Origin of the sequence: Cryobacterium flavum (assembly GCF_900103805.1) — a bacterium.
In the GTDB taxonomy this organism is placed as follows: Bacteria; Actinomycetota; Actinomycetes; order Actinomycetales; family Microbacteriaceae; genus Cryobacterium; species Cryobacterium flavum.
Window position 1 is genome coordinate 1 of record NZ_FNIB01000005.1, and the last position, 21523, is coordinate 21523.

A 21523-nucleotide genomic window follows, 5' to 3' on the forward strand; every position below is an offset into this window, starting at 1 on the left:
GATTCGGCTGCACTGCCACATGCTGCGCAAAACGAAAGCGATGGACCTTTACAAACAGGGCATCCCGTTGCCGATCATCATGCAACTCCTCGGCCACGAAAGCATGAGCACCACCTCCGCGTTCTACGCCTTCGCCACTCTTGACATGATGACCGCGGCAATGAACGCCGCCACTCCTGAAATCAACATCGCCGACAACACCTGGCTCAGCGAGGAGAAACTGCAAATGCTCTACACACTCCGCTGATCGACGGAGACGCTAATCCGATAAAACAAACGCCGTTCCCTGCAAACAACCAGCATCAACACGGTTCCTCGGCTTAACGTCATCCTCGGCATAATCGCTGTTAAGCCGAATTCGGCTTAACTCCGACCGCGGATCGCAATTCCGGTCTAACGCCTTCGTCCGGGTGCTAAAGAACAACGGCATCACTGGATCGATGGGCCGGGTCGGCGCATGTGGCGACAACGCCGCGATGGAATCGTTCTTCGCGTTGCTGCAGAAGAACGTCCTCGACCGGCAGCGCTGGGCTACCCGGGACGAACTCCGCCTGGCGATGGTCGTGTGGATCGAGCGGACCTACCACCGAAAGCGTCGGCAACGCCGCCTCGGAAAACTCACCCCGATCGAGTTTGAGACAATAAACATGGCCCTCAAGGCCACCTGAAACCACTAACCCCCAGAGTCAACTGAACTCGGGGCAGTCCCCTTCGCCGGATTGTTAGGCGCTGGTGAGGGCTGTTTGCTCCCTCATGTTGTAGGTGCCGGTCTCAACCCAGATGGTGTTGTGGATGATGCGGTCCATGATGGCGTCGGCGTGAACACCGGAGCCGAGGCGCTGGTGCCAGTCCTTCTGCTGATACTGGGTGCAGAACACCGTTGAGCTCTCCCCATAGCGGCGCTCCATCAGCTCCAGCAGCATTGTCCGCATCGATTCGGTCGGGCGATCGAGCAGCCACTCATCAATGACGAGCAGAGTGAATGAGGCGTATTTGCGCAGGAACTTCCCGGCGCCGCCAGGGGTGTCTTGGGCAGCGACCCAAGCTTCCTCGAGATCGGGCATCCGGACGTAGTGTGCGCGGATGCGATGCTCGCAGGCGCGTTTGGCGATCGCGCAGCCCAGATACGACTTCCCCGACCCGGTGAACCCCTGGAAGACGACGTTCTGCTGCCGATTCACGAACGAGCACGTCCCGAGCTGGGTCAGCAGTTGCCGATTCAGGCCCCGCTCGTCGAGCAGGTCGATGCTGCGCAGATCCGCGTTGGGATAGCGCAGCCCTGCCCGCCGGATCAGCCCGGAGACCTTGGCGTGCGTGAAGGTGGAGTAGGCGTCATCGACGACCAGCCGGACGCGCTCTTCAAACGACAAGCTGATGCTGAGGGTTTCGTCTTGGGTGTCGATCGCCTCCAGCAGCTCGCCGGCGTTCATCTCCCGCAACTTGCGTTTGGTCTCGGTATCGAGCCGACTCACCGAATTCCTCCGGCGTAGTAGGCGCTGCCTCTCACGTATCCGCCATCATTAGCTTCCGGTTTGTCGGGGACGTGGCCGGTTTTGTCTTGCCCGGTGTCCAGGATCGGCCGCAGGTGCGCATACCGCGGAGAGCGGATCGGTCCCTGCAACGCCAGCGCGCAGGCGGCCTCGACCCGGGTCGGAGAGAACCGGCGTGACAGTCGAAGCACCGCCAGGGCGGGGTCGTAGCCGGCTTCCTCGATGGAGGCGGCTTCGAAGATCTTCCCGATCACCGTCACGGCCGATGGTCCCATCCGCGCCGCCCATTCCTCGATCCGGGCCCGGTCCCAGGCTTGGAAGCTGCGCCCTGCGGGCAGGTCCGCGTCGTTGGTCTGATACTGGTTCGTGGCGCTGGCCGGCAGCAGCAGGTGACTGGTCAGGCGCTCGTCGTTCCGATAGACCTCCAGCATCGTGTCCGTGATGCGAAGGTTAACGTAGCCGCCGATATGGCTGAAGGGAACGGAGTAGAAGTTCCTCGCCCAGACCACATGTGCGTTCTTATTCACCTTGCGTTTGTAGGACCACGTGCTGATCTCGAACGGGGCCGCTGGCAGCGGTTGCATCAGCGGCTTCTCCTCGGTAGTGAAGACGCTCAGCCTGGACCCGTCCCGTTTCTGGAACGGCTGCCGGTTGTAAGCATCGATCTGCTCACCGATCCGGACCCGCAACTGCGGCAGCGACGTGAACTGCTCCTGCCGGAGCCCAGCGATGACCCAGGTCGCGACATGAGAGACCGTGTTCTCGACGCTCGCCTTGTCCTTCTTATCCCGAATTCGGGATAAGAAAGACTATCCCGAGGATTCTGTTATCCCGAGTATCGGCCGCGATGCCTTTGCGGTCGCGGCCTGAGCGCCCACTTGCTCGGGATAATCACTTCAGCCCAGCGAGCTGTAGCATGAGGTCGTCGCCTCCCGTCCAGAGCGGTGCGAGGTCGGGTGTTGCGCTGCCTGCTTTCTGGATTGCTTCGCGGACCATCCGGTTATCGGCCGACGCGTAGACGCTCGTGGTCGCGATATTCGCGTGACCGAGGAACTCCTTGATGTGGGGAAGCGGAACTCCGGCGCGCAGCATCTGTATGGCGCGGGCGTGCCGAAGCTGGTGGGCATGGATCTTCTCTGGGAGTTCCGAACACTGTTGTCGTGCTGCGGTGGCGTGTTTGTTGAGTAGGTAGGTGATGTTGTCCTGGCTCATCTGGTGGCGGCGGCCTGCCCGGGCAGTGAAGAACAGCTTGCCTGCGATGTCTGTGGTGCTGGGGTGGAACTCGCTTAGGTATTGATCGAGATGCCGTGCGGTTTTGTCCATTAGGGGAACGGTTCTGCTTTTGCGTCCTTTGCCCGTAAGCGTCACCCGGGCGGCGCCGATCGTGGTGTCGATATCCGCAGGGGTCAGGTCCAATATTTCCTGGATCCGTGCGGCTACGTCGAAGGTGAGCAGGATGAGGGTCGTGTCCCGGCGGCCGCGGCTGGTGTCCTGACCGGGGTCGCGGATGAGCGCGTCGACGGCGGGCATGCTCAGCCCGTCCGGTGCTCGCGTTGATGTTCTGGCGGGTCTGACCTGAGTGACGTCGAGCCAGATCGATACCAGAGCGGGATCCTCGCCGGCGCAATACGACAGGAACGACTTTATTGCCGCCAGGCGCTGATTCGCGGATGAGGCACCAAGATGCTGGCTGTCGAGCAGCCAGGTGAGAAAGGCGGTGATGGTAGAGCGGTTGATTACCTCGAAGCTGACCTCGGCCAGGGAGAGGTGCTGCGACTGGCGAAGGTAGTCGAGCAGTGCGTTCAAGGCGGTTTTGTAGGAGCGGATCGTGTGGGGGCTGAGCTGGCGGGACCGGGGCAGGTGGATGGTCAGCCAAGAACGCACTAGGCCGAAGAACTCATCGGAGGCCATCGGATGCCTCCAAAAGATCAGATTCGATACTGGTGTTGGCGATCCGGCGCAGGTCGACGTGGAAGTCCGCGGCGAGGTGAAAGTAGTACCAGGTGTCCTCCGTGTTAGCGTGCCCGAGGTGCAGGCTCAGGTAAGCGACCAACGCTTCCGGATCTTTTCCGGCGAGCACCCACCGGTTGATGTTTTCGATGACGTGGGCGTGGCGGAGGTCGTAAACGCGCGGCGGAGAACCGGCGCTGGACACGATGTGCGGGGCGGCGGCGGCCAACAGCTGCTGGAACCAATAGTCGATCGTGCACTGGCTGTAGCAGTTTCCGTAACGGTTCGGGAAGAACGGCATCCGATCCGGATAGTGGGCACTGATCGTCGCGTCATAGGTTCGGCAATATTCGTGCAGGCCCGACGACATATAGACGATGCGGTCCTTGTGCCCTTTGGACTGCCGAATACTGACGGTGCCGCGAACCAGGTCAACGTCGTTGCAGCGCAACGTCCGAGCTTCGCTCGGCCGAAGTCCCAGGCAGTAGATCATGCGGAAAATCACCGGGATAATCGCTTCCCGCCTGCCGCCATAACCGGTGGTTTGGAGGTTATCGGCGGCGTTGAAGAGGGACCGCAACTGCGCGTGGGAGTAGATGTGCGGGCGGTAGCGGATTTGTTTGGCAGGGATCCCCGACGGAATGACGAAGGCGGCCAGACCGAGGGCGCCCATGTGTTTGGCCAGTTGCCGGATCGGGGTGATCCGCCGCATCTGCCCGTTGACGTGCTCAGCAGGCCGGGCGACAGCCCAGGCCATGGCCATCTCCTTCGTCAGCGTCACCTCGCGCGGGTAAGTTTCAGCACACATCTTGTCGAAGCGGCGCAGGTGCGACTCGGAGTTCACGTAGGGCAACCCGATCGCGTGCTTGACCTCGAGCAGCGACTGCAGCGGCGCGGCGAGGCCGCTGACAAAGCCGCTCACGACCGTGTTCCTTTCGGCTCGATGCCGACGAAGTCGAGACAACACGCCCGCATGTGGATTTCATCGGCGGACAGATAGTGTTTCGCTGACGTGATACTCCGGTGACCGAGCGCGCCGGAGATTACCGGCAGTGGTGTGCCGTCTGCCAGCAGCCGGGTAGCGAACGTGGCCCGCAATACCCGGAAGCCGCGGCCCGTGCCGTTCTGGGTGATGATGCCGGAGCGGGCGAAGGCCCGCGAGGCCACCCAATACAAGCTGTCGGCCGGGGTCAAGCCAACATAAGGGGCCTGGGAGCGCAGGAACACGTGGTCATCCTCTCCACCAGCGGGTCTGCCGTGCAGCAGGTAATCCGCGATCGCCTCACCGACCTCGGCTAGCAACGGCAACGTCACCAACGCCCCTGTTTTGTGCTGGGTCAGAGTGATCTGAGCGTGCGGCCAATCGATATCGCGCAACCGTAACCCTGCGATGTCGACCGGCCGCAGACCCGTCCTTGCGCCCAGTATCAATAGCGCCCTGTCCCTTAAACCCATCGGTGTGGAGACAACCACGGAGTTCACTAACGCGTCGATACCGTCGGCAGAGACAACTCCCACCGAGCGGACACGCCGCACCATCTGAGCCGGGACCGCCTGCGAGAGTCCGGCGCCGTAGCCGGATTCTTCCCAGAAACGACACAACACGCGCAGCGCCGAGACCACCGTCCTCATACTTCCCGGCTGATACCGACTACCGAGAAACACCACCCTTGCCGACACGTCTATCCTGGACAGCGCCCGCGCATCAGCCACGCCGCGTTCGGACAACCACGCCAACGCGGTGCGGGACATTGTGGCATACAAGTTCTGGGTCATGACGGCCAATGACTGGCCCTGCAACCATTGCTCGAACTGTTCCTGGACCGGACGGAAAACACCGTTTAGCGTGTCATTGGGATGCGTCTGACGAGACAGCCGCCATTCGTAGGACCCAGTCCGCGCAACCTCCGACAGCACCAGGGCGGCCTTGCGCAGGAGCCTGCGTTTCCAATCCTTGTATCGGCCGGCCCGATGCTCCGCCGCAACGAATTCGATAAACGCGGCGACTGCCTCCTCGGAGAACTCCTCGATACCGTCGCGGGAACAGAATCGCCTGAATTGGGACCACGCCCACCGGTACTGCATCGTCGTCGGCGGCGCATGCTGCAGCCCACTCACCGCACCATCCGCCTGCGCAATCAACTCCTGTATAGAAACACTCATCTCCGGCTCACCTCCAGTGAAATCGAAAGAGATGAGCCAGCGTAGGCGGGCCGCGATTATCCCGAGGAAATCAGCCTTCAGGCGGCGACCGCAAAGGCATCGCGGCCGATACTCGGGATAACAGAATCCTCGGGACAGTCCTTCGGCGCCCGGACCCGGCCCGGCAGCACCGCGGCCGAATAGTGCGCCGCCATCTCCCGGTAGGCGTCGTTGAGAACAACCTCGCCCTCGCGCGGGTGGGAGATCACCCCAGCCTTCACGTTGTCCGGCACCAGGCGTGGCACGCTGCCACCGAAGAAAGCGAACATCGCCGTGTGGGCGCGCAGCCACGATTCCTGCCGCATATCCAACGTGGCTTCCACGAACGCATACCGGCTGAACGGCAGGCACGCGACGAACAAATACACCTTGGAAATCTCGCCCGTCGTCGGATCCAACAGCTGCATCGTCGGACCGGACCAGTCGACCTCGATGCTGCGGCCAGCCTTGTGGCCAACGCGGGACGTCGCACCCGAGACGGCGGAGTAGTCGCCATAAAGCCGGCAGAACCGGTCATAACTCATCACAGCCTGCGTCGGACCGGATGCGTCGACGTATTCCTGGTGCACCAACTTCAACGTCACTCCGACCCGGGCCAGTTCGGTGTGAACCCGACTCCAGTTCGGCTGCGCGAACACGGACTCGTGCACTCCGCGACCCGGAAACAACGCCGCATACACCTCGGCCTCCGGCATCTCCTCGACGTCAGCCCAGCCGACGCCGAGTCGGTCCGCCGCCTCGAGCACCACCTGGACGCTATTGCGAGCGATGCCCTGCCCCGACGCGATCGCCCTGCCAGACAAGCCTTGGTTTCGTAACTGCAAGACAAGCTTCGCCTTGATCTTCCGTACCATTATCGGTACTCCTTCCACCACGTGGCCCTCACGTGGTGGAAGGAGCTTTGCAGGTGGTTCTCAACCACGCCAACTATGGCTCTGAACGACACGATTCATGATTCCGAGGGCTGGCCTTCAGGCGCACCGCCCCTGGCTCCCCTGGAAGCCAATATTCAACCGGTCTGTGATCGCTGGACTGGGCACGTGCTCATTCATCGACCGGCAGCAGAACGTCGTGTTCCAAGGATTCACAGGGTCGGAAAAATCGTATCTGGGGTGCGCGTTAGCGAAGGCCGCCTGCCTGCACCGGGTGCGGGCGCACTACATACGGATGCCGGAGCTCGAAGAGGCCTGGCAGATGGCCCGCGATAAACCCGCCGGGACGACGAAGTTTCTGAACAAGTACACCGCGTTCACGCTCCTAGTGATCGATGAATGGCTCCTCGACGAACCCGACGAGAGCACCCGAAGCATGCTCTTGGAACTCCTCGAGCGACGCTACGACCAAGCATCAACGGTGTTCTGCACCCAATACGCCCAACGAGATTGGCACCAGCGCCTCGGTTCCGGGGTTCACGCCGACGCGATCATGGACCGCATCGTGCACAACACCATCTGGGTCGAGACCGGCGGCCACAACATGCGAGAACACACCGCCGACTTGGTCACGGTCTAAACCTGCCGCGCTGGTCGAGGGGCACTGGCCCCCGACCAGCGCGGCTGCCCGGCATCCCCAGGCAGTACCAGCGGCCCCCGAAGGCAATATTGGACGGCCCCCAAACCCTCAAATACTCAGAAGGCGTCCAGCTGGCGCATGGAGGCCTCGGACAGGTAGCGGCGGGACCCGGCCTCCCACTCATCGTGCTGCTCGACGAGGACCGCGCCGGCGAGGCTAGGAGCATCCACTCAGAGGGACGCAACCCTTCGTCCAGGTAAAAGATCCGTAGCATGCAGTAGGACTTTGGAACGAACTGCTGTAACTAAGGAGCCGCGATTAGTCCAACAACAGCGGATCTCTTCTTCTGCCAGCTCCGCGCCGGGCTTAGCCGGGCATCCGAGGATGCCCAAAGAGCGGAAAGCTCGTTAGCTTGCTAGCCCTTTCAAATGCATCGGCTACTCATCGGAAGCGGCAATCTTCCGGCTGTAATCAACCCAATCTTCAGCAATCGGAAATGCATCGACTAGCGTCTCAGGGTCTAGGTTTTCAATTGGCAGTGAACGGAAGAGGTGCAAGTCCTTGAAAAGTCGGCCTACGTCCTCGAAGAAAGCGGGTACGCCATCCGGGAAATGTGTAAGAGGTCGGACAATCTTCACGGTGCCATCGTAAAAATGGTTGGAGGCGAGTCCCACCGTCATGTCACTCATAAGGCGCAACGCCCGGAATTGAGTGTTGTCAATTCCAGAAATCAGGATTCGGGAGAATCCGAGGAATCCGGCAAGCGAAAGGGCACTGTAGACAGTCATGCTGAGGTATCCGCGCGGCCTTGTGGGATCGATCGATTTGCTGAAGCCTTCGAGCCCAAGGCTGTTGAAGTAGAACAGGCGCTGAGGCATCGCGTCGGCCGGCGCGTCGTATCGCTCGGGCACAAACACCGTTATTTCAGGGTGTGCGCTCAGATACTCCCAGACGTCATGCCAGTTTGTGCCGCGAGCACTATGCTTTCCAAAAAAATACGGATCAGCAAGGACATAGTAATCGGGTACCATCTTTCTGGCGAATGAGCTTTCAAAGAAGTGATTGACGGATATTACCTTCAAATTCCCGGCGGCTTGCCGCTCGCATATGGCCTCGATGGACAAGTTCCCGGCAGACGGGCCAAGACCGAGAACGAGTATGGATTCGCCGCCCTGAGTACCCCGCAGTCGCCGGAGGGCGAGGAGCCGTTCTCGCCGTTGGCGAGGGTTTTTTAGGAGCATGACGCAAAACTTGGCAAGGACTCGAAGTTTCAGTCCAATCAGCTTCGTTATGCTCAGACCACGATACGAGTGTTGCGTAGGAAGCGCTCCTGTCGGCCGTTCCAATCAAACCACCTCATTCTTATGACGGAATCGAATCGTCAGAGCAATCCCTGAGAGAGAAACAATGACGAGCAGAATGCCCACGATAGCGTGATAGTCGACGCCCAGCAGCGCAATGAGGCCTACAGCCAACCACACGGGGAGGCTTGCAATGTACCATTCCACGGGAATACGAAGCATGCCGGTATGCCGGCGGGCAAGGTTCCAGACAACTAACGCTTGTATCAATTGAAGCGTGAAGAGCGCAATGCAGGGTCCAAGATACCCCAAGTGGGGAATCAGGAACGCGCTCAGCGAACCCTGGACAAGCGCACAGGGGAGCGTGCGGGCCACGAGCATTCTGGTAAGTCCTTCGCGATAGAGCGCGTTAAGCCCCGCCAAATAGAGAACTTGGGTTAGAGCAAGGGAAGCAAGCAAGCTGATGGCGACGATCGGCAGTTGCGTATCCATTCCTGTGCCAATAGTCAACTCGTATGCTGGCTTCCCAAGGACTATAGCGACACCAGAAAGCCCGGTGGCAATGAACGCAAGAATCGCCAAATCACGGTGCTGAGGCGCCCACGGGCCCACGTCGGACGCCTTGAAGAGTCGGATGGCCCAGGCATTATTTATCGCCACCAGAACTATACCTGGAGCAAGGCCGAAGAGGTAGATCGCTTGGAAGTACGCGACATCTTCTCCCTCTGAGAAGCCAGCCAATAGGGTGCGATCGGAAAGTGAAATTGCGCTGCCTGCCAATGCATGCAGTAGAACAGGCAGACCAAGCTGAACAGCACTTTTGTAGCTCTCGCCCACCCTCTCAGTATGCGTTCCTCTCGTCTTTCGATGAGTTGCCGATAGGAAGGCAAAGAGCGCGGCACCCAGGAGGGCGCTTGACCACCCCACAATGTATCCGTTAAATCCGAGACCGGAAAGCGCAAGCAAGAGGCCAATGATAGGACTGACGAGGTGCCAGAGTGCAACATTGCCCAGGAAGGACCACGCTCTCTCATCAGCGCGTAATGACTGCTGGCAGATAAGCAGCGTGCAAGTCGCAAGACCGCCCGCTGCGCCGGCCACTAGAGCTAGAACATGGTTGGGAGCGACCAGCGGGGCGAGGAACATCATGCCTATTGCAGCGGCGAGCACGACCGGTGCACCTGCCAACGGAGCGAATTTCACAAGTCGCATGGCGTCGTGCACCGAAATATCACCTGAAAGACGCCGCCGTACGACGGCGTCGGCAACTCCCATGGTCGCGAATAGACCGGTGAAACTGGCGATAGTGGCTGACAAAATTGCAAACCCTAAATCGTCAACGCCCAGTACGATCCGCTGAGCGGGCAGGAGGAGGATCGGACCAGCAGCCTGAGCCACGGTAGACAGGAGGTAGACCGGCGCGCCGCGAAGGTGCTTCCTAATAGTTGCGTCTCCTGACTTGCTGGCACTGTGGATCCCAAGGGAAGAGCGTCGTGGCAACGCCACAGATTGCGCCTCGTTGCTTGACCTTGAAAGCTAGACGCTTGAGTGTGCACGCCAGAAATGCGCGCACCATCACAAAGCTTGCCTCTCTTGGATCAGCCCTTCAATCAATCCCGTGAAGCTATTGATCGCGCCTTCTTCTCCCAGAACCTCCAATCGATACTGAAGCCCATTCTTTCCTAGCGTTGACGCGAAGACTGTGTCGCTCCTCAAATGAAGTATCGCCTCCAGAAGTTCTCGCGGATTGCCAGAAGGCACTATGAGTCCGCCTTGCGGTGTATGGACCTCACCGGCAGTTGTGCCGGACGGATCGGTCGCAGCTACCACGGCTCTACCTGCGCTGAAGTAAGAGGTGAGTTTGCTTGGCACCGCCATCTCGGAGACGCCCGGCATCTCATTCACGAGCAGGATGTCCGCGGCAGCCAGGACGCTCGGAAAGTCCGCACCCTCCAATGGATCTAAAAACTGCAAACGCGTGAGACCCGAAGCTTGTGCCTCGAGCTGAGCGCGGCGGCTACCGTCGCCCAACAAGACAAAACGCACGGAATGCTCTTCGGCGTCGGCCAAACGCGCAGCTTCGATGACGTTCTCAAGACCTTGCTTTACTCCCATATTTCCCGCATGTAGAGCAACAGTCTCGTGTTTGCGCCAGCCGTGCAAATTGCGGGCCGCTTCCGAGCTCGTGTTCCTTGCATAAGGAACATGTGACCAATTGCGAATGACGGCAATGCGCGAAGGATCGACCGACAGCGACTCGCTCACGTACGATGCGAAGCGCGGATGAATCACGACGACACGGTCTGCTGTCCTGAGCACAATGCTCTCGATCATTCTCGCGACTCGTGTTATGAACCGTCCCCCTGTGCCCGTCTCCGCGATTCCGAGACTATAAAGGTCCTGGACCCAAACGATGATTGCAGGTCGGCGCGGGCTCAACTTCGCTCGTATTATTCCAATGGCCATAGCGAACAGTGCTGGCGAGACCAAAATTACCAAAGATGGACGATGCCACCTTGCGAATAATGTTCGTAGACCGAAGGAAATCTCTGACACCAACCGCGAGGCACCAGTGGGCGAACGCGGGACGAAATGACGCAGGCGCACGACTTGTACACCTGCGATCGTTTCACGCCGTGTCCACTGGCCGTACCCTTCTTGAACTGCCCAAGTAGGGTAGTGGGGGTGAGCAGTGATTACCGTGACATCAAACCCCGACGAGTTCAGCCCCTTCGCCAAGGACCCAGTGTATGGCGAAATGCCGCTCTGCTCTGGCGGATAATTGAGTCCGAGGATCGCTACCTGTAGATGCGTTAACATTAGTGCAACCATATCCGAGGTCGGGAAGATGAAAGGCAGGACGGTGCTGAAGCGATGAACCATGATGACTCGGCTGCGACGGAGGTCCCTGTAATCGACCTTTCCAAGGCCCCGGGTCGAGGAGAGGCTTGGGACCGATCTCGGGCAATCGTGTATTTGTGGGCAGTATGCGAATTGCTTTTCGTAACCAACGCCTGGCAAGTCAGCTCCACGATACGAGTGAGAGTGTTGCGAGCATTCGGGGCTGAAATTGCAGAGGGTGTCGTTTTTCGCCCGAGGACAAGGGTTAAATTTCCGTGGAAGCTTCATATCGGTGCACGGTCATGGATCGGCGAAGGGGTGTGGTTTCACAATCAAGATCACATCTACGTTGGCAACGACGTAGTCATCTCTCAAGAATCGTTCCTCACTACGGGCAGCCATGCTCACCGCAGGGATATGGCCCTCCTCACCCGCCCAATCCGAATTCAGCCAGGGGTATGGATTGCGTCCCGCTGCATAGTGTTGGGAGGAGCGCAGCTTGGAACGTCGGCGCTTATCGGCCCGAACAGCGTGGTAACCGGGACAGTGGCCGCCAACATGGTTTTTCGTGCAGGTCCGATGGAGCCCGTTGGTCGGCGGTTTCGGGAAACAGACGGAGCCGATGTGGGCGATCAAACCTTATGAGAATATTGCACGTCGCCACGTTAGTTACTCCAGATGGCGCCTATGGTGGTCCTATTCGTGTTGCGTTTAACCAGGCTGACGGTCTCTCGATGCGAGGGCACACGGTGACAATCGCGGCAGGCACGAGGGGCTTCGAGCCTCAACGACGCCCGCAATCAGAGCAATATGACATCCGGTTGTTTCCGGCGGTCAGCGTGCCGGGGACAGGGTTCGCGTCAACGACGGCGCCGCGCATGATCCCTTGGCTCCGTAAGACAATTAGCAACTATGACGTCGTACATGTCCACCTAGCTCGAGATCTGGTGACTCTGCCTGCTGCACTCCTTGCGTTGCGTTCCAATGTTCCTTTGGTGGTACAGACCCACGGAATGATTGATGTATCGGACCGTATGCTGGCGAAGCCGGTAGATTACTACGTCCGTCGCGTCTTGCGCGCCTCCTCCCGAGTGCTTTGTCTCACCCCTGCTGAGATTAGCGCTCTCGAGCAAATTGCCGGGAGCGCCGAGAACATGCAACTAATAACTAACGGCGTGCCTCCAGCTGATTTCGCGCCGGTGCCAGAACGCCAAGAAGTGCTCTTCCTGGCGCGCTTGCATAAGCGAAAGCGGCCGGTGGAGTTTGTTGCGATGGCCGCCAGGCTCCTCGATCGAGGAGCAGATGCGCGCTTTGCATTAGTAGGGCCGGACGAGGGTGAGGGTCAAGCGGTACGCGAAGCAATAGCAGCATCCGGTCATCCCGAATCGATCGTTTGGGAAGGACCGCTGGCATTCGGGCAGACACTCGAAAGGATGGCTAAGTGCTCGGTCTATGTACTTCCGTCGGTTGGTGAAATCATTCCAATGTCAGTTCTCGAGGCAATGTCGATTGGTCGCCCGGTGGTGATCACGGAATCGAACGGACTGGCGGACATGATCAGGAGCACAGGCTCAGGAATTGTCGTACAGACCACTTTGGATAGTCTCGCAGCAGGAGTAGAAACGTTGTTGCGGTCACCTGGCGAAGCGCACCGGATGGCTACAAACGGCTTTTCAACCGTGGATCAGAACTTTTCCATTGCCGCTGTGGCTTCAGTGCTCGATGAGGCGTACGTTCATTCATTCGGCGCATCAGCGGACGAGTTCGCCCGGTGACAATCTCACGCGGATCACATGGCTCCACGAGGCACAAGATCGAAGCGCAGAGAATGGCGTCATTAGCAGTCATTCCATCCTTCGCGCTAGCTGGCTTCGTCATGTTGTCATGGCTGGCAGCCCTCATTTATCGAGGGGTGGCAGATTTTTCGGTGGCCAATCCGTTTTCAGTAATTTGGGAACCGTATGACTTTATGCAGAGTCTACCGATCCTATTTGCGGCGGTTTCAGGTTTACTTTGTGCCTCAGTATTTCCCTCACGAGGCCCGACCGTGGCGGATCTGACATCTGCTTTCTCGGGTCAGTTTGTTGCCCAATGGAGGACATGGTTTCTAGTGTCGGTCGCGATAGCCGCGATGCTCGTGTTCGCCAAAGGGGAATATCTGTTCGAGGCCGATTCCTATCTGCAATTTGACCGCGGCGGCACCATCGCGAGCGTAGCCAACATACTCACTCCGGTGAGTCTGGTGGCAGCCGGGCTGGTGGCAGCGCGAAAACGCATACTTGGCATCGCTATTACTGCGAGCCTGATGGTGATCATTTTCGGTTATGGCAGTCGGATGCTGGCCGTGGCACCATTATTGCACCTACTCGGAACGCACCTTGCTGGTGCTCATGTAAGGGTTAGGGTCTGGATCAGCGCACTTGCAGCTTCAATTATACTCTTGCCTATACCGCTATTCAGCAGGACTCTCCCGGTCCACGGGCTAATCGCATACTGGGAAGGTCTCTGGAGCAATCTGAGCACCATTTATCTTGTGACCTTGCCTGCATCGCTGGGGAACATCGGGTTCACAGCACCGCTCGCCGCACACGTCTCGAAGAGTGCGCCGATCCCTATCGAAGCATTTTTTGCATCACTGGATCCTCGACTGTCGGACGGAACCAGCTGGGACGAGTGGGCTCCGATCCTACGAGTACACACGTATATCCCGTATTCTATGATGGGTGAATGGGCGAACCTCGGACTTCCTGCGCTTTTTATCGCGATGCTGGGCTGGGGACTCGTGTCACGAGCGTGTATTACGTTGACTGCGCTCGATCGTTCTGCACTGGGGCGTGCAAGCATGATTGCCGTGGTTGGCTTGTGTGCGCTGAGCGCGCTTTACAGCACGCAGTACAACACCCGGTCGGTGAATCGGCTGATTACAATCATGATCCTGATCACTATCATGGCCTTCGTGCGGGCTGCTGTGGCTCGGCAGTTTCGATACTCCACGGCCGGCAAGGTCAGCAACCTTCGGTCATCAGTGTCTCAGCTTGAGCATCGGCCGCCAAGTCCAGTCGATTCGTCGAGTCATTCACCCACCCGCCAGGTTTCTCCTCCGCCTCTTCCTCCCAAGGGATGATCCCGCTGTAGTATCACGGGTTGTCTTGTGGCTACGACAGTCAGAAAAACTGGGGCTAGGCTAGATTACTTGGGGTCCAGAAGTCGGGCGTTTGTACCGAGTTTTGCAATCCAGTCGTGGACGGTGATGAGGCTCATGCGATCTCTCCGGTCACGGTGTTGTTGGTAGTGAAGATGTCGGTGGTGAAGATGTCATAAACACTCAAGTCCACGTCCGCCGCCGCCGGGGTGGTGCCGTCGGCGAGCCTTCGGGCGAGCATGCCCAACGCGGCGATGTCCGGGGCATCCCCGCGCTGGATCAGCAGGTCAGCGGCACCGATTGCGGCGTCGAACCCGGCCTACCCTGACGCGGCATCCACGGCGCTGAGGACTCGACGCCGATTGGTGGCGGTGTCCAGCCCGTCCCGCACCGGCTCGGGGACCAACGGCCGAAGCTGGGAGTGACCCCAGGCGCCGGGCTTGGTCGCCAGCAACGGCAGCAGCGCCGCCGGTTCGAAGATCGTCTCACTCTGGTGGCCGAACGCCCGCGGGAACGAGCGGACGGGGGCGGCCTGCTCATCGAGAATCTCGACGACATCCTGGCGCAATCCGACGGTGAGGGTGCGGCTGTGAAAGGAAGACTCGGCCGCATAGGTGTTCCCGTCAATGAGCAGGTTCCCGGTCTTGTCAGCGGTGCGGGACTTGTAACGCACGGGGTCGAACCTCACTCCGGGCAACGCCAGAGACGCGGCGACGTCCTGGGCGAAGAGCTCGCCCACAGGCAGGCCCTTGCGGTAATGTGTGGCTGCAGCCAACGCCATGCACCGCGCCATCAGCACGTCGTTGACCCCGCGCACGGTGGCTGCTTCCAGTTCGGGGACCATTCGGTTGCGGCGGAGGAACCCGACCGCGTTTTCCACGTTTCTCGAATGGATTCGCCAGCTGCGAGGATCCGGCCCGCTTGCAAGCGATCTGTGATCGGCTCACATCCACCACTATTCAACAGTTCTTCGACCGGTGGATGGACCTCCTGCCGCTGCCGTTGAACGAGTACGACCGCACGTTCGGCTACTGGTGGGAGCTATCGATGCGTCAGATTGAAACGTCTCGCACCTTCGTCTTCGACGCTCCGCGGCACGCCCGCGGGTTCTTTGAATCTCTCATCGCCGACAACCTCGATATCGGACGTCCCGAAACTGTCGAGCTGCTCTTCACCGGTTATGCACCGCATTCCCGCCGCGCGCATCCGATCGTGAACCACACCCCGTGCAAGACAAAAATCGTGACTCAAGGCACCCAAGTCACCGCGAACGCCTTCTTCAAGCATTCCCGCATCAAGCAATACCTCAAGGACGGTCGAGCCTTACGAATCGAAACCGTTATCAACTCCCCCCGAGATCTGCAGTGCCTCCGGCGCTTGGAACATCTGGAGGGATTGCAAAATAAAGCCCGTGACATCAACGCCCGACTGCTTGATACTGAACGTGTCGGGCAGCGCTGTGTCCTTGCGAGCCCAGCCTTTGAGCGGGTCGCATCCCCAACACTCACAGCGGGAGTGTCTCAGTAACGGTGTTTCCGGCGTTTTTCATTAGTAGGATTCTGCGTTCGGCCAGCGGTCTCGAAGGGTGATGGCGAACGCGTTGAGAGCTGGCTTCCAACGCATCGTCCACCGGGCTCGGCCCACTCCAGTGGGGTCGAGACTCCGCGTGACCAGATACAAGTATTTTAGAGCGGCTTGCTCGGTGGGGAAATGTCCTCGAGCCCGCACTGCCCGCCGATACCGTGCATTAAGCGACTCGATGGCATTGGTGGAGCAAATCACTTGGCGAATCTCGGGATCGTAGGACAGGAACGGGGTGAACTCTTCCCACGCCGACTCCCACAACCGGATGATCGCACCGTATTTCTTCCCCCAGACCTCGGTCAGATCATCCAACGCCGCCCGCGCCGCATCAACGGTCGGAGCGGTGTAGATCGGTTTCACCGCTCGTTTCATCGCATCCCAATCCTTCTTCGACGCGAGCTTGAACGTGTTCCGAATCAGATGAATGATGCACGTCTGCACCGTCGTCAACGGCCACACATTGCCGACGACGTCTGGCAGTCCTTTCAACCCGTCACAGACCAGGAAGAACGTGTCGGTGACACCACGGTTTTTGATGTCCGTCAGGACAGACATCCAGAACTTGGCGCCCTCACCGCCGGTGCCGGCCCACAACCCGAGAATGTCCTTCTCACCGTCCAAGGTCACGCCGATGGCCGCATAGATGGGCCGGTTGGCGACGTGCCCGTCGCGGATCTTCACCACGATCGCATCGATGAAGATCGCCGCGTAGACGGCGTCCAACGGGCGTGACTGCCACGTCTGCATCTCCTCTATCACCTTGTCTGTGATGCGGGAAATGGTCTCTTTCGATACCTGCGCACCATAGATCTGGTTGAAATGGGCGCTGATCTCGCCGGTTGTGAGGCCGTGGGCATACAACGACAGCACGATTTCATCGACCCCGGTCAGGCGGCGTTGTCGTTTCGGCACGATCACCGGAGTGAAGGTGCCGTCTCGGTCACGGGGCACCTGAATAGTGACCGGCCCGGTCGTCGGACTGATCACCGTTTTGGTGCGAGTCCCGTTGCGCACGTTGCTGTCGTCGCGCTCGTCCGGGGCACGGTTTTTTTCATGGCCGAGGTGATCGGTCATTTCCTCGTTCAGCGCGGTCTCGAGAAATGTTTTCGTGAACTGGCCCAGCAGCCCATTCGGACCGTCCAGGGCCAGGCCCTGCTCCTGAGCCAGGCGCACCCATTCCCTCGCCGCCACCGCCTCACGGCTGGGCTCAATTCTCGTCTTTTTCGTCACAGCATCAAGTGTCGTCATCACGGCACCTTTCCCGCCAGACCCACGTCCAGCGCGTCAGGCCGGAAACACCGTTTAAGAGACAGTCCCGATGATCCCGGTGCCTTACACAAGGTTGACAGAGAGGGGAATGCCGTAGAGTTAATTCATCTAGTTTTCGCGGTTCAAAGTGCCGTGGCAGAAATGGAGCGGCACATGAGTCGGAATGAAATCCCAATCGATGGTCTCAAAATTGGTTCCGGGCATAAACCTCTTGTGGTGGCCGAGATATCCGGAAATCACAACGGTGATTTGCAGCGAGCCCTGAGCATCGTTGACATGGTTGCTGAATCCGGCGCCGGCGCCGTCAAGCTCCAGACATACACCGCGGACACACTCACGATCAACGCCACGCAGCCTCACTTTAAGATTTCTAGCGAGCACCCATTGTGGGGTGGGTCGACTCTCCACGACCTGTATTCCGTTGCGTTCACGCCGTGGGAATGGCATGAGAAAATCTTCGCCCGAGCGCGTGAGCATGGATTGATTCCCTTCTCGAGCCCGTTCGACGACACCGCCGTTGATCTGCTGGAAGATTTGGATGCCCCGCTCTACAAAATCGCGTCGCTGGAAATCGGCGACCTGGCGCTTCTTCGACGCGTGGCCAGAACAAACAAACCCATAATTCTTTCAAATGGAGCGGCAACACTGGCCGATTTGGATCTCGCGGTTCAGACCATTCGTGCCGAGGGTAACGACAAAATCGTTGTGCTCGCATGCACCTCTTCGTATCCGGCATCGCCGGCCGAGTCGAATCTGCGGTCGATCCCAATCATTCGCGACGCACTCGATGTGCATGTCGGTCTCTCGGACCATACGCTCGGCATTGGAGCTGCCATCGCTGCTGTCGCGTTTGGCGCTGCAGTGATTGAGAAGCACGTCACACTTTCGCGAGCGGATGGGGGTGTCGACTCCGATTTCTCGCTGGAACCAGCCGAGTTGGGCGCCCTTGCCCGCGAATCGGAGACCGCGTGGCTTGCTTTGGGCGAGCCAACGCTGCGTCCCACCGCAAGCGAATCGGAAAGTCTGCGTCTTCGACGATCACTGTATATCGTCGAAGATGTTAGGGCTGGCGATGTTATTTCGCCGCGCAATGTTCGCTCCATTCGACCTGCCGGTGGCTTGGAACCCCTGTTCCTTCCGGTAGTCATGGGGCGGACCTTCTCCAAAGACTGCAGCCGCGGAACGCCCCTCTCGTGGAGCCAGTTCTAGTGTCTTGCGTCGGAAGTTCGTCGTAGAAGTCGTTTGAGGGATTCCAGGATTTGTTCTGCGGATTTGGTCCAGATGAATGGCTTCGGGTTTTCGTTTCATGCTTTCACCCAGTTGCGGACGTCGGCTTCGAGCGCTTGGACGCTGCGGTGGTCTGATCGTTGGGGCAGATCGGCGGTGACGTAAGCGAAGAAGCGTTCTACCTGGTTGATCCAGGACGAGTACGTCGGGGTGAAGTGCATCGTGAAACGGGGGCGCGCTTCGGGCCACCTCTTGATCGTGGAGCGTTGTGGGTGCTGTACTTGTCACAGACCAGATGCACGGCCAACTCGACAGGGACGTCGGCGTTGATCGTGTTCAGGAACTTCTGGAACTTGACCGAGCGGTGCCGGACGTGAATGTTGAAGGCGGCGAAGAGGCTGGTCGTGCCGTGACGCATGTAGTCATGGGTGCGTTTTCCGGCATGCCCGCATCATAGGAAACGCTGGCTGCGATCTCGCTAACGCTTGGACCTGCGTCTTCTCGTCCACACACTAGACAACGGCCATTTCTGGCGGGTTCAAATACAGGCCAACAACGTCATACACCTCCTCCACGAACAGCGGATCATTGGACAGCGTGAACCCGTTCTGCCGGTGCGGTTTGAGCTCGAATGCCTTCCAGACTTGTCCGATCGTGGACTTGGACAGGCCACTTCGCTCGGCCATCTTCGCTCGGGACCAGTGCGTCGCGTTCTTCGGCGTCGACTCCAACGTCGCCACAACCACCTCCTCGATCTGGTCCGCGCTGGTCAAAGCCGGTCGCCCGGGCCGTGCCTCGTCCACCAGCTGTTAACGCCGACCCAAAACAGGGCCAATAGTGCCGTTTGAAAACAGGACCACTATCTGTGGTTTCTACTATGCCGGATCAGCGGCGGGCTGGTGGCTTTTGAGCCGATAGCTGACGCCTTTGAGGCTGAGAACGTCGGCGTGATGCACGATCCGGTCGATCATCGCGGAGGCGACGGTCTGGTCGCCGAATACGTCGCCCCACCGAACTGAAGTTCCCATACGTTCGTTCCGACTCTGAGTGCCGCATTCCCTGTGGGGAGTAGATCGAGCATGGTCGGCGTGGCGAGGTGCGATTTGCTCGATCGAGGAGTGAAATATGAGGCAGCGCCTCACGAATCGAGGCGGGCGGGAGGTATGCAATGACGCCGCGACCCCGGCTGCGCGTGGTGAGCGACAATTTCCCAGGCGCGCAACTGGCCGAGGACATGGAGCCGCTGGAATTCCAGCGACAGTGCGTCGATGGATTCATCGCTAGCCAAGTGGCCCGCGGATTCAGCGCCCTCACCATCGATAACGGCACGGGCGTGCTCGAGCGATTCCTCACTCTGGCGGAGAAGCCAGCATGGGAGCTAACCGCCTTCGACGTCGACGCAGTCGTCGCCGCGCTTATCGAACGCGGCGTGGGACCCGTCACGCGCAGGGACTACGTCAGCACGTTTAGGCACTACTTCCAATTTCTGCAAGCCCGGCACTTCGCCGACGTTGAGGCCCGATTCGGTATCCGTCTGGCCGACCCGATCGACGTGTTCCATGCCGGGCATCACGTGACCAGCGAGTCGCCCGCGACCCGCCCACCCCCAACGCCCGACGCCCGAGCGCATGGAAGACTTCTTTGCGTTCCTGAAGGCTCGAATGGATCAGTCACGAAAATGGGCTCCGATCGCTCGGGACTACGCACTCTTCCGGACGCTTTATCACGCAGGTCTTCGGTCTGCAGAGTCCTCGACGTTGGAAATCCGAGATCTTCATTTTGACCGCGGTCCGTTCGGGAAGATTCACGTGCGATTGGGTAAGGCGGCGAAGGGCTCCGGTCCCAGGCCACGCTGGGTGCCTATGCTCGACGATCTGGGCCTGATCCTGCATTGGTATCTTGACGAGGTCCGCCCCAAATTTCGCGGAAACAGCCCGGCCCTGTTCTGCGACGAGGGCGGCCGATTCATGAATTCAGGATCGATCCGTAACCGGTTGGCGACCCTGTGCAGGGCGGAGGGCCGGCCGGTCCACGAGCAGTTCAGCCCTCACAGTCTGCGGCACGCCTGTGCGACCCGGAATTACGAGCGCGGTGTTGATCTCGTCGCCATTCAGCAGATGCTGGGCCATTGGAACGTCGGCGCGACGATGCGATATGTGACGCCCTCATCCACGTTCGTCGAGGACGCCTATCGTCGTGGCATAACCACCACTCTCGCCGAAGCGACCAAGGAGGAATAGGACATGGCAGAGTTTCGTTGGCGGCTCCGGATGGCCGCCGCTCAACGAGAAGTATGGACCGGTGCCCAGCTGCGGCGCCTGCTCGCCGACAAGGCCGGTCTGGAACTCTCATCCGCGTCGATCTCCGCCTTGATGACCCAACAACCTTCGCAAATTAAGCTCGCGACACTGGCCGCATTGTGCCAAGCGCTGGACTGCACCGCGAACGACCTCCTCGAACTTGACACCACCACCAGCAGTACCAACTCGGCTCCGTCAACTCCGGCCCTGCAGGAGCCCCTTCGAGCGGCGTCCGGTCAGAAGCAGCCTCGGGCCTCCCGCAATACCCCGCCACCCTTCTGATGACGCTCGTCGGCAACTGCATCGACTGTGGAAGCCCCCATCTCCATGCTCGGGGTCGCTGCACCCCGTGCTACTGGAAAGCCAAACGCGAGGCCACGATGGAACCGTGCCCACGGTGTGGCCAACGGCGGGTGCTCCGGCCCGAACAGAACCTGTGCGGGATGTGCGTGCGCCGCGCTCGTCCCCGGAAAGAACCGACACCGCGAAACTGCGACCAGTGTGGCCGTCTGGCCAAACACGCAGCTCACAGACTATGCACGGCCTGCTATCAAAGAACCCACAACTCCCTGATCGACCGAACAGCCGCCGCCCTTATCCGGCTCGGCGCGAGCATTCCCGACTGGTTCGAACCCCTGGTCGAGGACATCGGCGACCGATTCGTCAGCGCCGTAGCGGTGCGACACCTGCGGCAGATCGAACACC

General features: G+C 59.6%; 23 protein-coding genes and 4 pseudogenes. 11 read left to right on the plus strand and 16 right to left on the minus strand.

Going from position 1 to position 21523, the window contains the following annotated elements; translation table 11 throughout:
* Together BLS91_RS08040 and BLS91_RS08045 are read left to right on the plus strand one after the other, a co-directional pair.
* Nucleotides 1-247: tyrosine-type recombinase/integrase (locus BLS91_RS08040; RefSeq protein ID WP_244288010.1), on the plus strand; the 247-nt coding region annotated here is incomplete at its 5' end.
* Between the two features lie 109 nt (nucleotides 248-356).
* Nucleotides 357-668: pseudogene (locus tag BLS91_RS08045) on the plus strand (transposase); the annotation flags it as partial.
* A gap of 54 nt (nucleotides 669-722) precedes the next feature.
* On the opposite strand, the gene BLS91_RS08050 reads toward BLS91_RS08045, so the two are convergent.
* The 6 genes and pseudogenes from BLS91_RS08050 to istA all read right to left on the minus strand — a co-directional run.
* Entirely contained in the window at nucleotides 723-1472 is a 750-nt protein-coding gene (locus BLS91_RS08050) for an ATP-binding protein (protein WP_092340226.1), read from the minus strand.
* Nucleotides 1469-2179, minus strand: coding sequence for a Mu transposase domain-containing protein (locus tag BLS91_RS08055; protein ID WP_092340227.1), 711 nt, complete (start codon nucleotides 2177-2179; stop codon nucleotides 1469-1471). The genes BLS91_RS08050 and BLS91_RS08055 overlap by 4 nt, the downstream gene beginning before the upstream one ends.
* Nucleotides 2180-2381: 202 nt before the next feature.
* Complete coding sequence (locus tag BLS91_RS08060; protein ID WP_092340228.1) at nucleotides 2382-3401, minus strand: tyrosine-type recombinase/integrase; 1020 nt, start codon at nucleotides 3399-3401, stop codon at nucleotides 2382-2384.
* The gene (locus BLS91_RS08065) at nucleotides 3388-4362 is read right to left on the minus strand and encodes a tyrosine-type recombinase/integrase (RefSeq protein ID WP_092340229.1); all 975 of its coding nucleotides are present in this window, start codon (nucleotides 4360-4362) and stop codon (nucleotides 3388-3390) included. The genes BLS91_RS08060 and BLS91_RS08065 overlap by 14 nt, the downstream gene beginning before the upstream one ends.
* A complete protein-coding gene (locus BLS91_RS08070; protein WP_092340230.1) occupies nucleotides 4359-5603 on the minus strand; it encodes a tyrosine-type recombinase/integrase in 1245 nt (414 codons plus the stop codon). The genes BLS91_RS08065 and BLS91_RS08070 overlap by 4 nt, the downstream gene beginning before the upstream one ends.
* Before the next feature lie 80 nt (nucleotides 5604-5683).
* A pseudogene (gene istA / locus BLS91_RS08075) lies at nucleotides 5684-6496 on the minus strand (IS21 family transposase); the annotation flags it as partial.
* A 157-nt stretch (nucleotides 6497-6653) separates the two neighbouring features.
* Here istA and BLS91_RS08080 point away from each other — a divergent pair.
* Nucleotides 6654-7154: pseudogene (locus BLS91_RS08080) on the plus strand (ATP-binding protein); the annotation flags it as partial.
* A 437-nt stretch (nucleotides 7155-7591) separates the two neighbouring features.
* Here the strand turns inward: BLS91_RS08080 and BLS91_RS08085 are convergent.
* From BLS91_RS08085 to BLS91_RS08095, 3 genes are all read right to left on the minus strand, one after another.
* Complete coding sequence (locus tag BLS91_RS08085; RefSeq protein WP_092340231.1) at nucleotides 7592-8395, minus strand: hypothetical protein; 804 nt, start codon at nucleotides 8393-8395, stop codon at nucleotides 7592-7594.
* A 105-nt stretch (nucleotides 8396-8500) separates the two neighbouring features.
* Nucleotides 8501-9853, minus strand: a complete 1353-nt coding sequence (locus tag BLS91_RS08090; protein ID WP_134505240.1) for a lipopolysaccharide biosynthesis protein — start codon at nucleotides 9851-9853, stop codon at nucleotides 8501-8503.
* A gap of 177 nt (nucleotides 9854-10030) precedes the next feature.
* Nucleotides 10031-11584 carry a glycosyltransferase gene (locus tag BLS91_RS08095; RefSeq protein ID WP_338061554.1) on the minus strand — a complete coding sequence of 518 codons (1554 nt, stop codon included), beginning with the start codon at nucleotides 11582-11584 and terminating at the stop codon, nucleotides 10031-10033.
* A gap of 353 nt (nucleotides 11585-11937) precedes the next feature.
* Between BLS91_RS08095 and BLS91_RS08105 the strand changes: the two genes are divergently transcribed.
* Nucleotides 11938-13071, plus strand: coding sequence for a glycosyltransferase (locus BLS91_RS08105; protein ID WP_092340234.1), 1134 nt, complete (start codon nucleotides 11938-11940; stop codon nucleotides 13069-13071).
* Nucleotides 13068-14420 (plus strand): hypothetical protein, encoded by a 1353-nt coding sequence (locus tag BLS91_RS08110; protein WP_139165814.1) that lies wholly within the window; start codon nucleotides 13068-13070, stop codon nucleotides 14418-14420. Before BLS91_RS08105 ends, BLS91_RS08110 begins: the two co-directional genes overlap by 4 nt.
* Nucleotides 14421-14553: 133 nt before the next feature.
* On the opposite strand, the gene BLS91_RS20950 is transcribed toward BLS91_RS08110, so the two are convergent.
* Both BLS91_RS20950 and BLS91_RS08115 read right to left on the minus strand, forming a co-directional pair.
* Complete coding sequence (locus tag BLS91_RS20950; RefSeq protein ID WP_276326791.1) at nucleotides 14554-14685, minus strand: hypothetical protein; 132 nt, start codon at nucleotides 14683-14685, stop codon at nucleotides 14554-14556.
* A gap of 72 nt (nucleotides 14686-14757) precedes the next feature.
* Entirely contained in the window at nucleotides 14758-15318 is a 561-nt protein-coding gene (locus BLS91_RS08115) for a hypothetical protein (RefSeq protein WP_092340236.1), read from the minus strand.
* A 101-nt stretch (nucleotides 15319-15419) separates the two neighbouring features.
* Between BLS91_RS08115 and BLS91_RS08120 the strand changes: the two genes are divergently transcribed.
* On the plus strand, nucleotides 15420-15965 hold the full coding sequence (locus BLS91_RS08120) for a hypothetical protein (protein ID WP_174774968.1): 546 nt from the start codon (nucleotides 15420-15422) through the stop codon (nucleotides 15963-15965).
* Nucleotides 15966-15986: 21 nt separating this feature from the next.
* On the opposite strand, the gene BLS91_RS08125 is transcribed toward BLS91_RS08120, so the two are convergent.
* Nucleotides 15987-17273, minus strand: a complete 1287-nt coding sequence (locus BLS91_RS08125) for an IS256 family transposase (RefSeq protein WP_420838496.1) — start codon at nucleotides 17271-17273, stop codon at nucleotides 15987-15989.
* Nucleotides 17274-17444: 171 nt separating this feature from the next.
* Between BLS91_RS08125 and pseI the strand changes: the two genes are divergently transcribed.
* A complete protein-coding gene (gene pseI / locus BLS91_RS08130) occupies nucleotides 17445-18500 on the plus strand; it encodes a pseudaminic acid synthase (RefSeq protein WP_092340238.1) in 1056 nt (351 codons plus the stop codon).
* A 95-nt stretch (nucleotides 18501-18595) separates the two neighbouring features.
* On the opposite strand, the gene BLS91_RS20565 is transcribed toward pseI, so the two are convergent.
* Nucleotides 18596-18775: a transposase gene (locus BLS91_RS20565; protein WP_276326797.1), complete on the minus strand. Its 180-nt coding sequence runs from the start codon at nucleotides 18773-18775 to the stop codon at nucleotides 18596-18598.
* Nucleotides 18776-18813: 38 nt separating this feature from the next.
* On the opposite strand from BLS91_RS20565, the gene BLS91_RS20570 reads away from it, so the two are divergent.
* Nucleotides 18814-18975, plus strand: a complete 162-nt coding sequence (locus BLS91_RS20570; protein WP_244288011.1) for a hypothetical protein — start codon at nucleotides 18814-18816, stop codon at nucleotides 18973-18975.
* 55 nt (nucleotides 18976-19030) lie between these two features.
* On the opposite strand, the gene BLS91_RS20575 is transcribed toward BLS91_RS20570, so the two are convergent.
* Both BLS91_RS20575 and BLS91_RS08140 read right to left on the minus strand, forming a co-directional pair.
* Nucleotides 19031-19291 carry a hypothetical protein gene (locus BLS91_RS20575; protein ID WP_244288012.1) on the minus strand — a complete coding sequence of 87 codons (261 nt, stop codon included), beginning with the start codon at nucleotides 19289-19291 and terminating at the stop codon, nucleotides 19031-19033.
* A 102-nt stretch (nucleotides 19292-19393) separates the two neighbouring features.
* A pseudogene (locus BLS91_RS08140) lies at nucleotides 19394-19531 on the minus strand (ATP-binding protein); the annotation flags it as partial.
* Between the two features lie 155 nt (nucleotides 19532-19686).
* Between BLS91_RS08140 and BLS91_RS20305 the strand changes: the two are divergent.
* The 3 genes from BLS91_RS20305 to BLS91_RS08150 are packed head-to-tail and all read left to right on the plus strand — an operon-like array spanning nucleotide 19687 to nucleotide 21100.
* Nucleotides 19687-20301, plus strand: a complete 615-nt coding sequence (locus BLS91_RS20305) for a DUF1993 domain-containing protein (RefSeq protein ID WP_208859935.1) — start codon at nucleotides 19687-19689, stop codon at nucleotides 20299-20301.
* Nucleotides 20207-20758 (plus strand): tyrosine-type recombinase/integrase, encoded by a 552-nt coding sequence (locus BLS91_RS20310; protein WP_241983094.1) that lies wholly within the window; start codon nucleotides 20207-20209, stop codon nucleotides 20756-20758. The genes BLS91_RS20305 and BLS91_RS20310 overlap by 95 nt, the downstream gene beginning before the upstream one ends.
* 3 nt (nucleotides 20759-20761) lie before the next feature.
* On the plus strand, nucleotides 20762-21100 hold the full coding sequence (locus tag BLS91_RS08150; RefSeq protein ID WP_092340239.1) for a helix-turn-helix domain-containing protein: 339 nt from the start codon (nucleotides 20762-20764) through the stop codon (nucleotides 21098-21100).
* A gap of 251 nt (nucleotides 21101-21351) precedes the next feature.
* Here BLS91_RS08150 and BLS91_RS19915 read toward each other — a convergent pair whose 3' ends face one another.
* Nucleotides 21352-21522 carry a hypothetical protein gene (locus BLS91_RS19915; RefSeq protein ID WP_159433834.1) on the minus strand — a complete coding sequence of 57 codons (171 nt, stop codon included), beginning with the start codon at nucleotides 21520-21522 and terminating at the stop codon, nucleotides 21352-21354.
* Between the last annotated feature and the right edge of the window lies 1 nt (nucleotide 21523).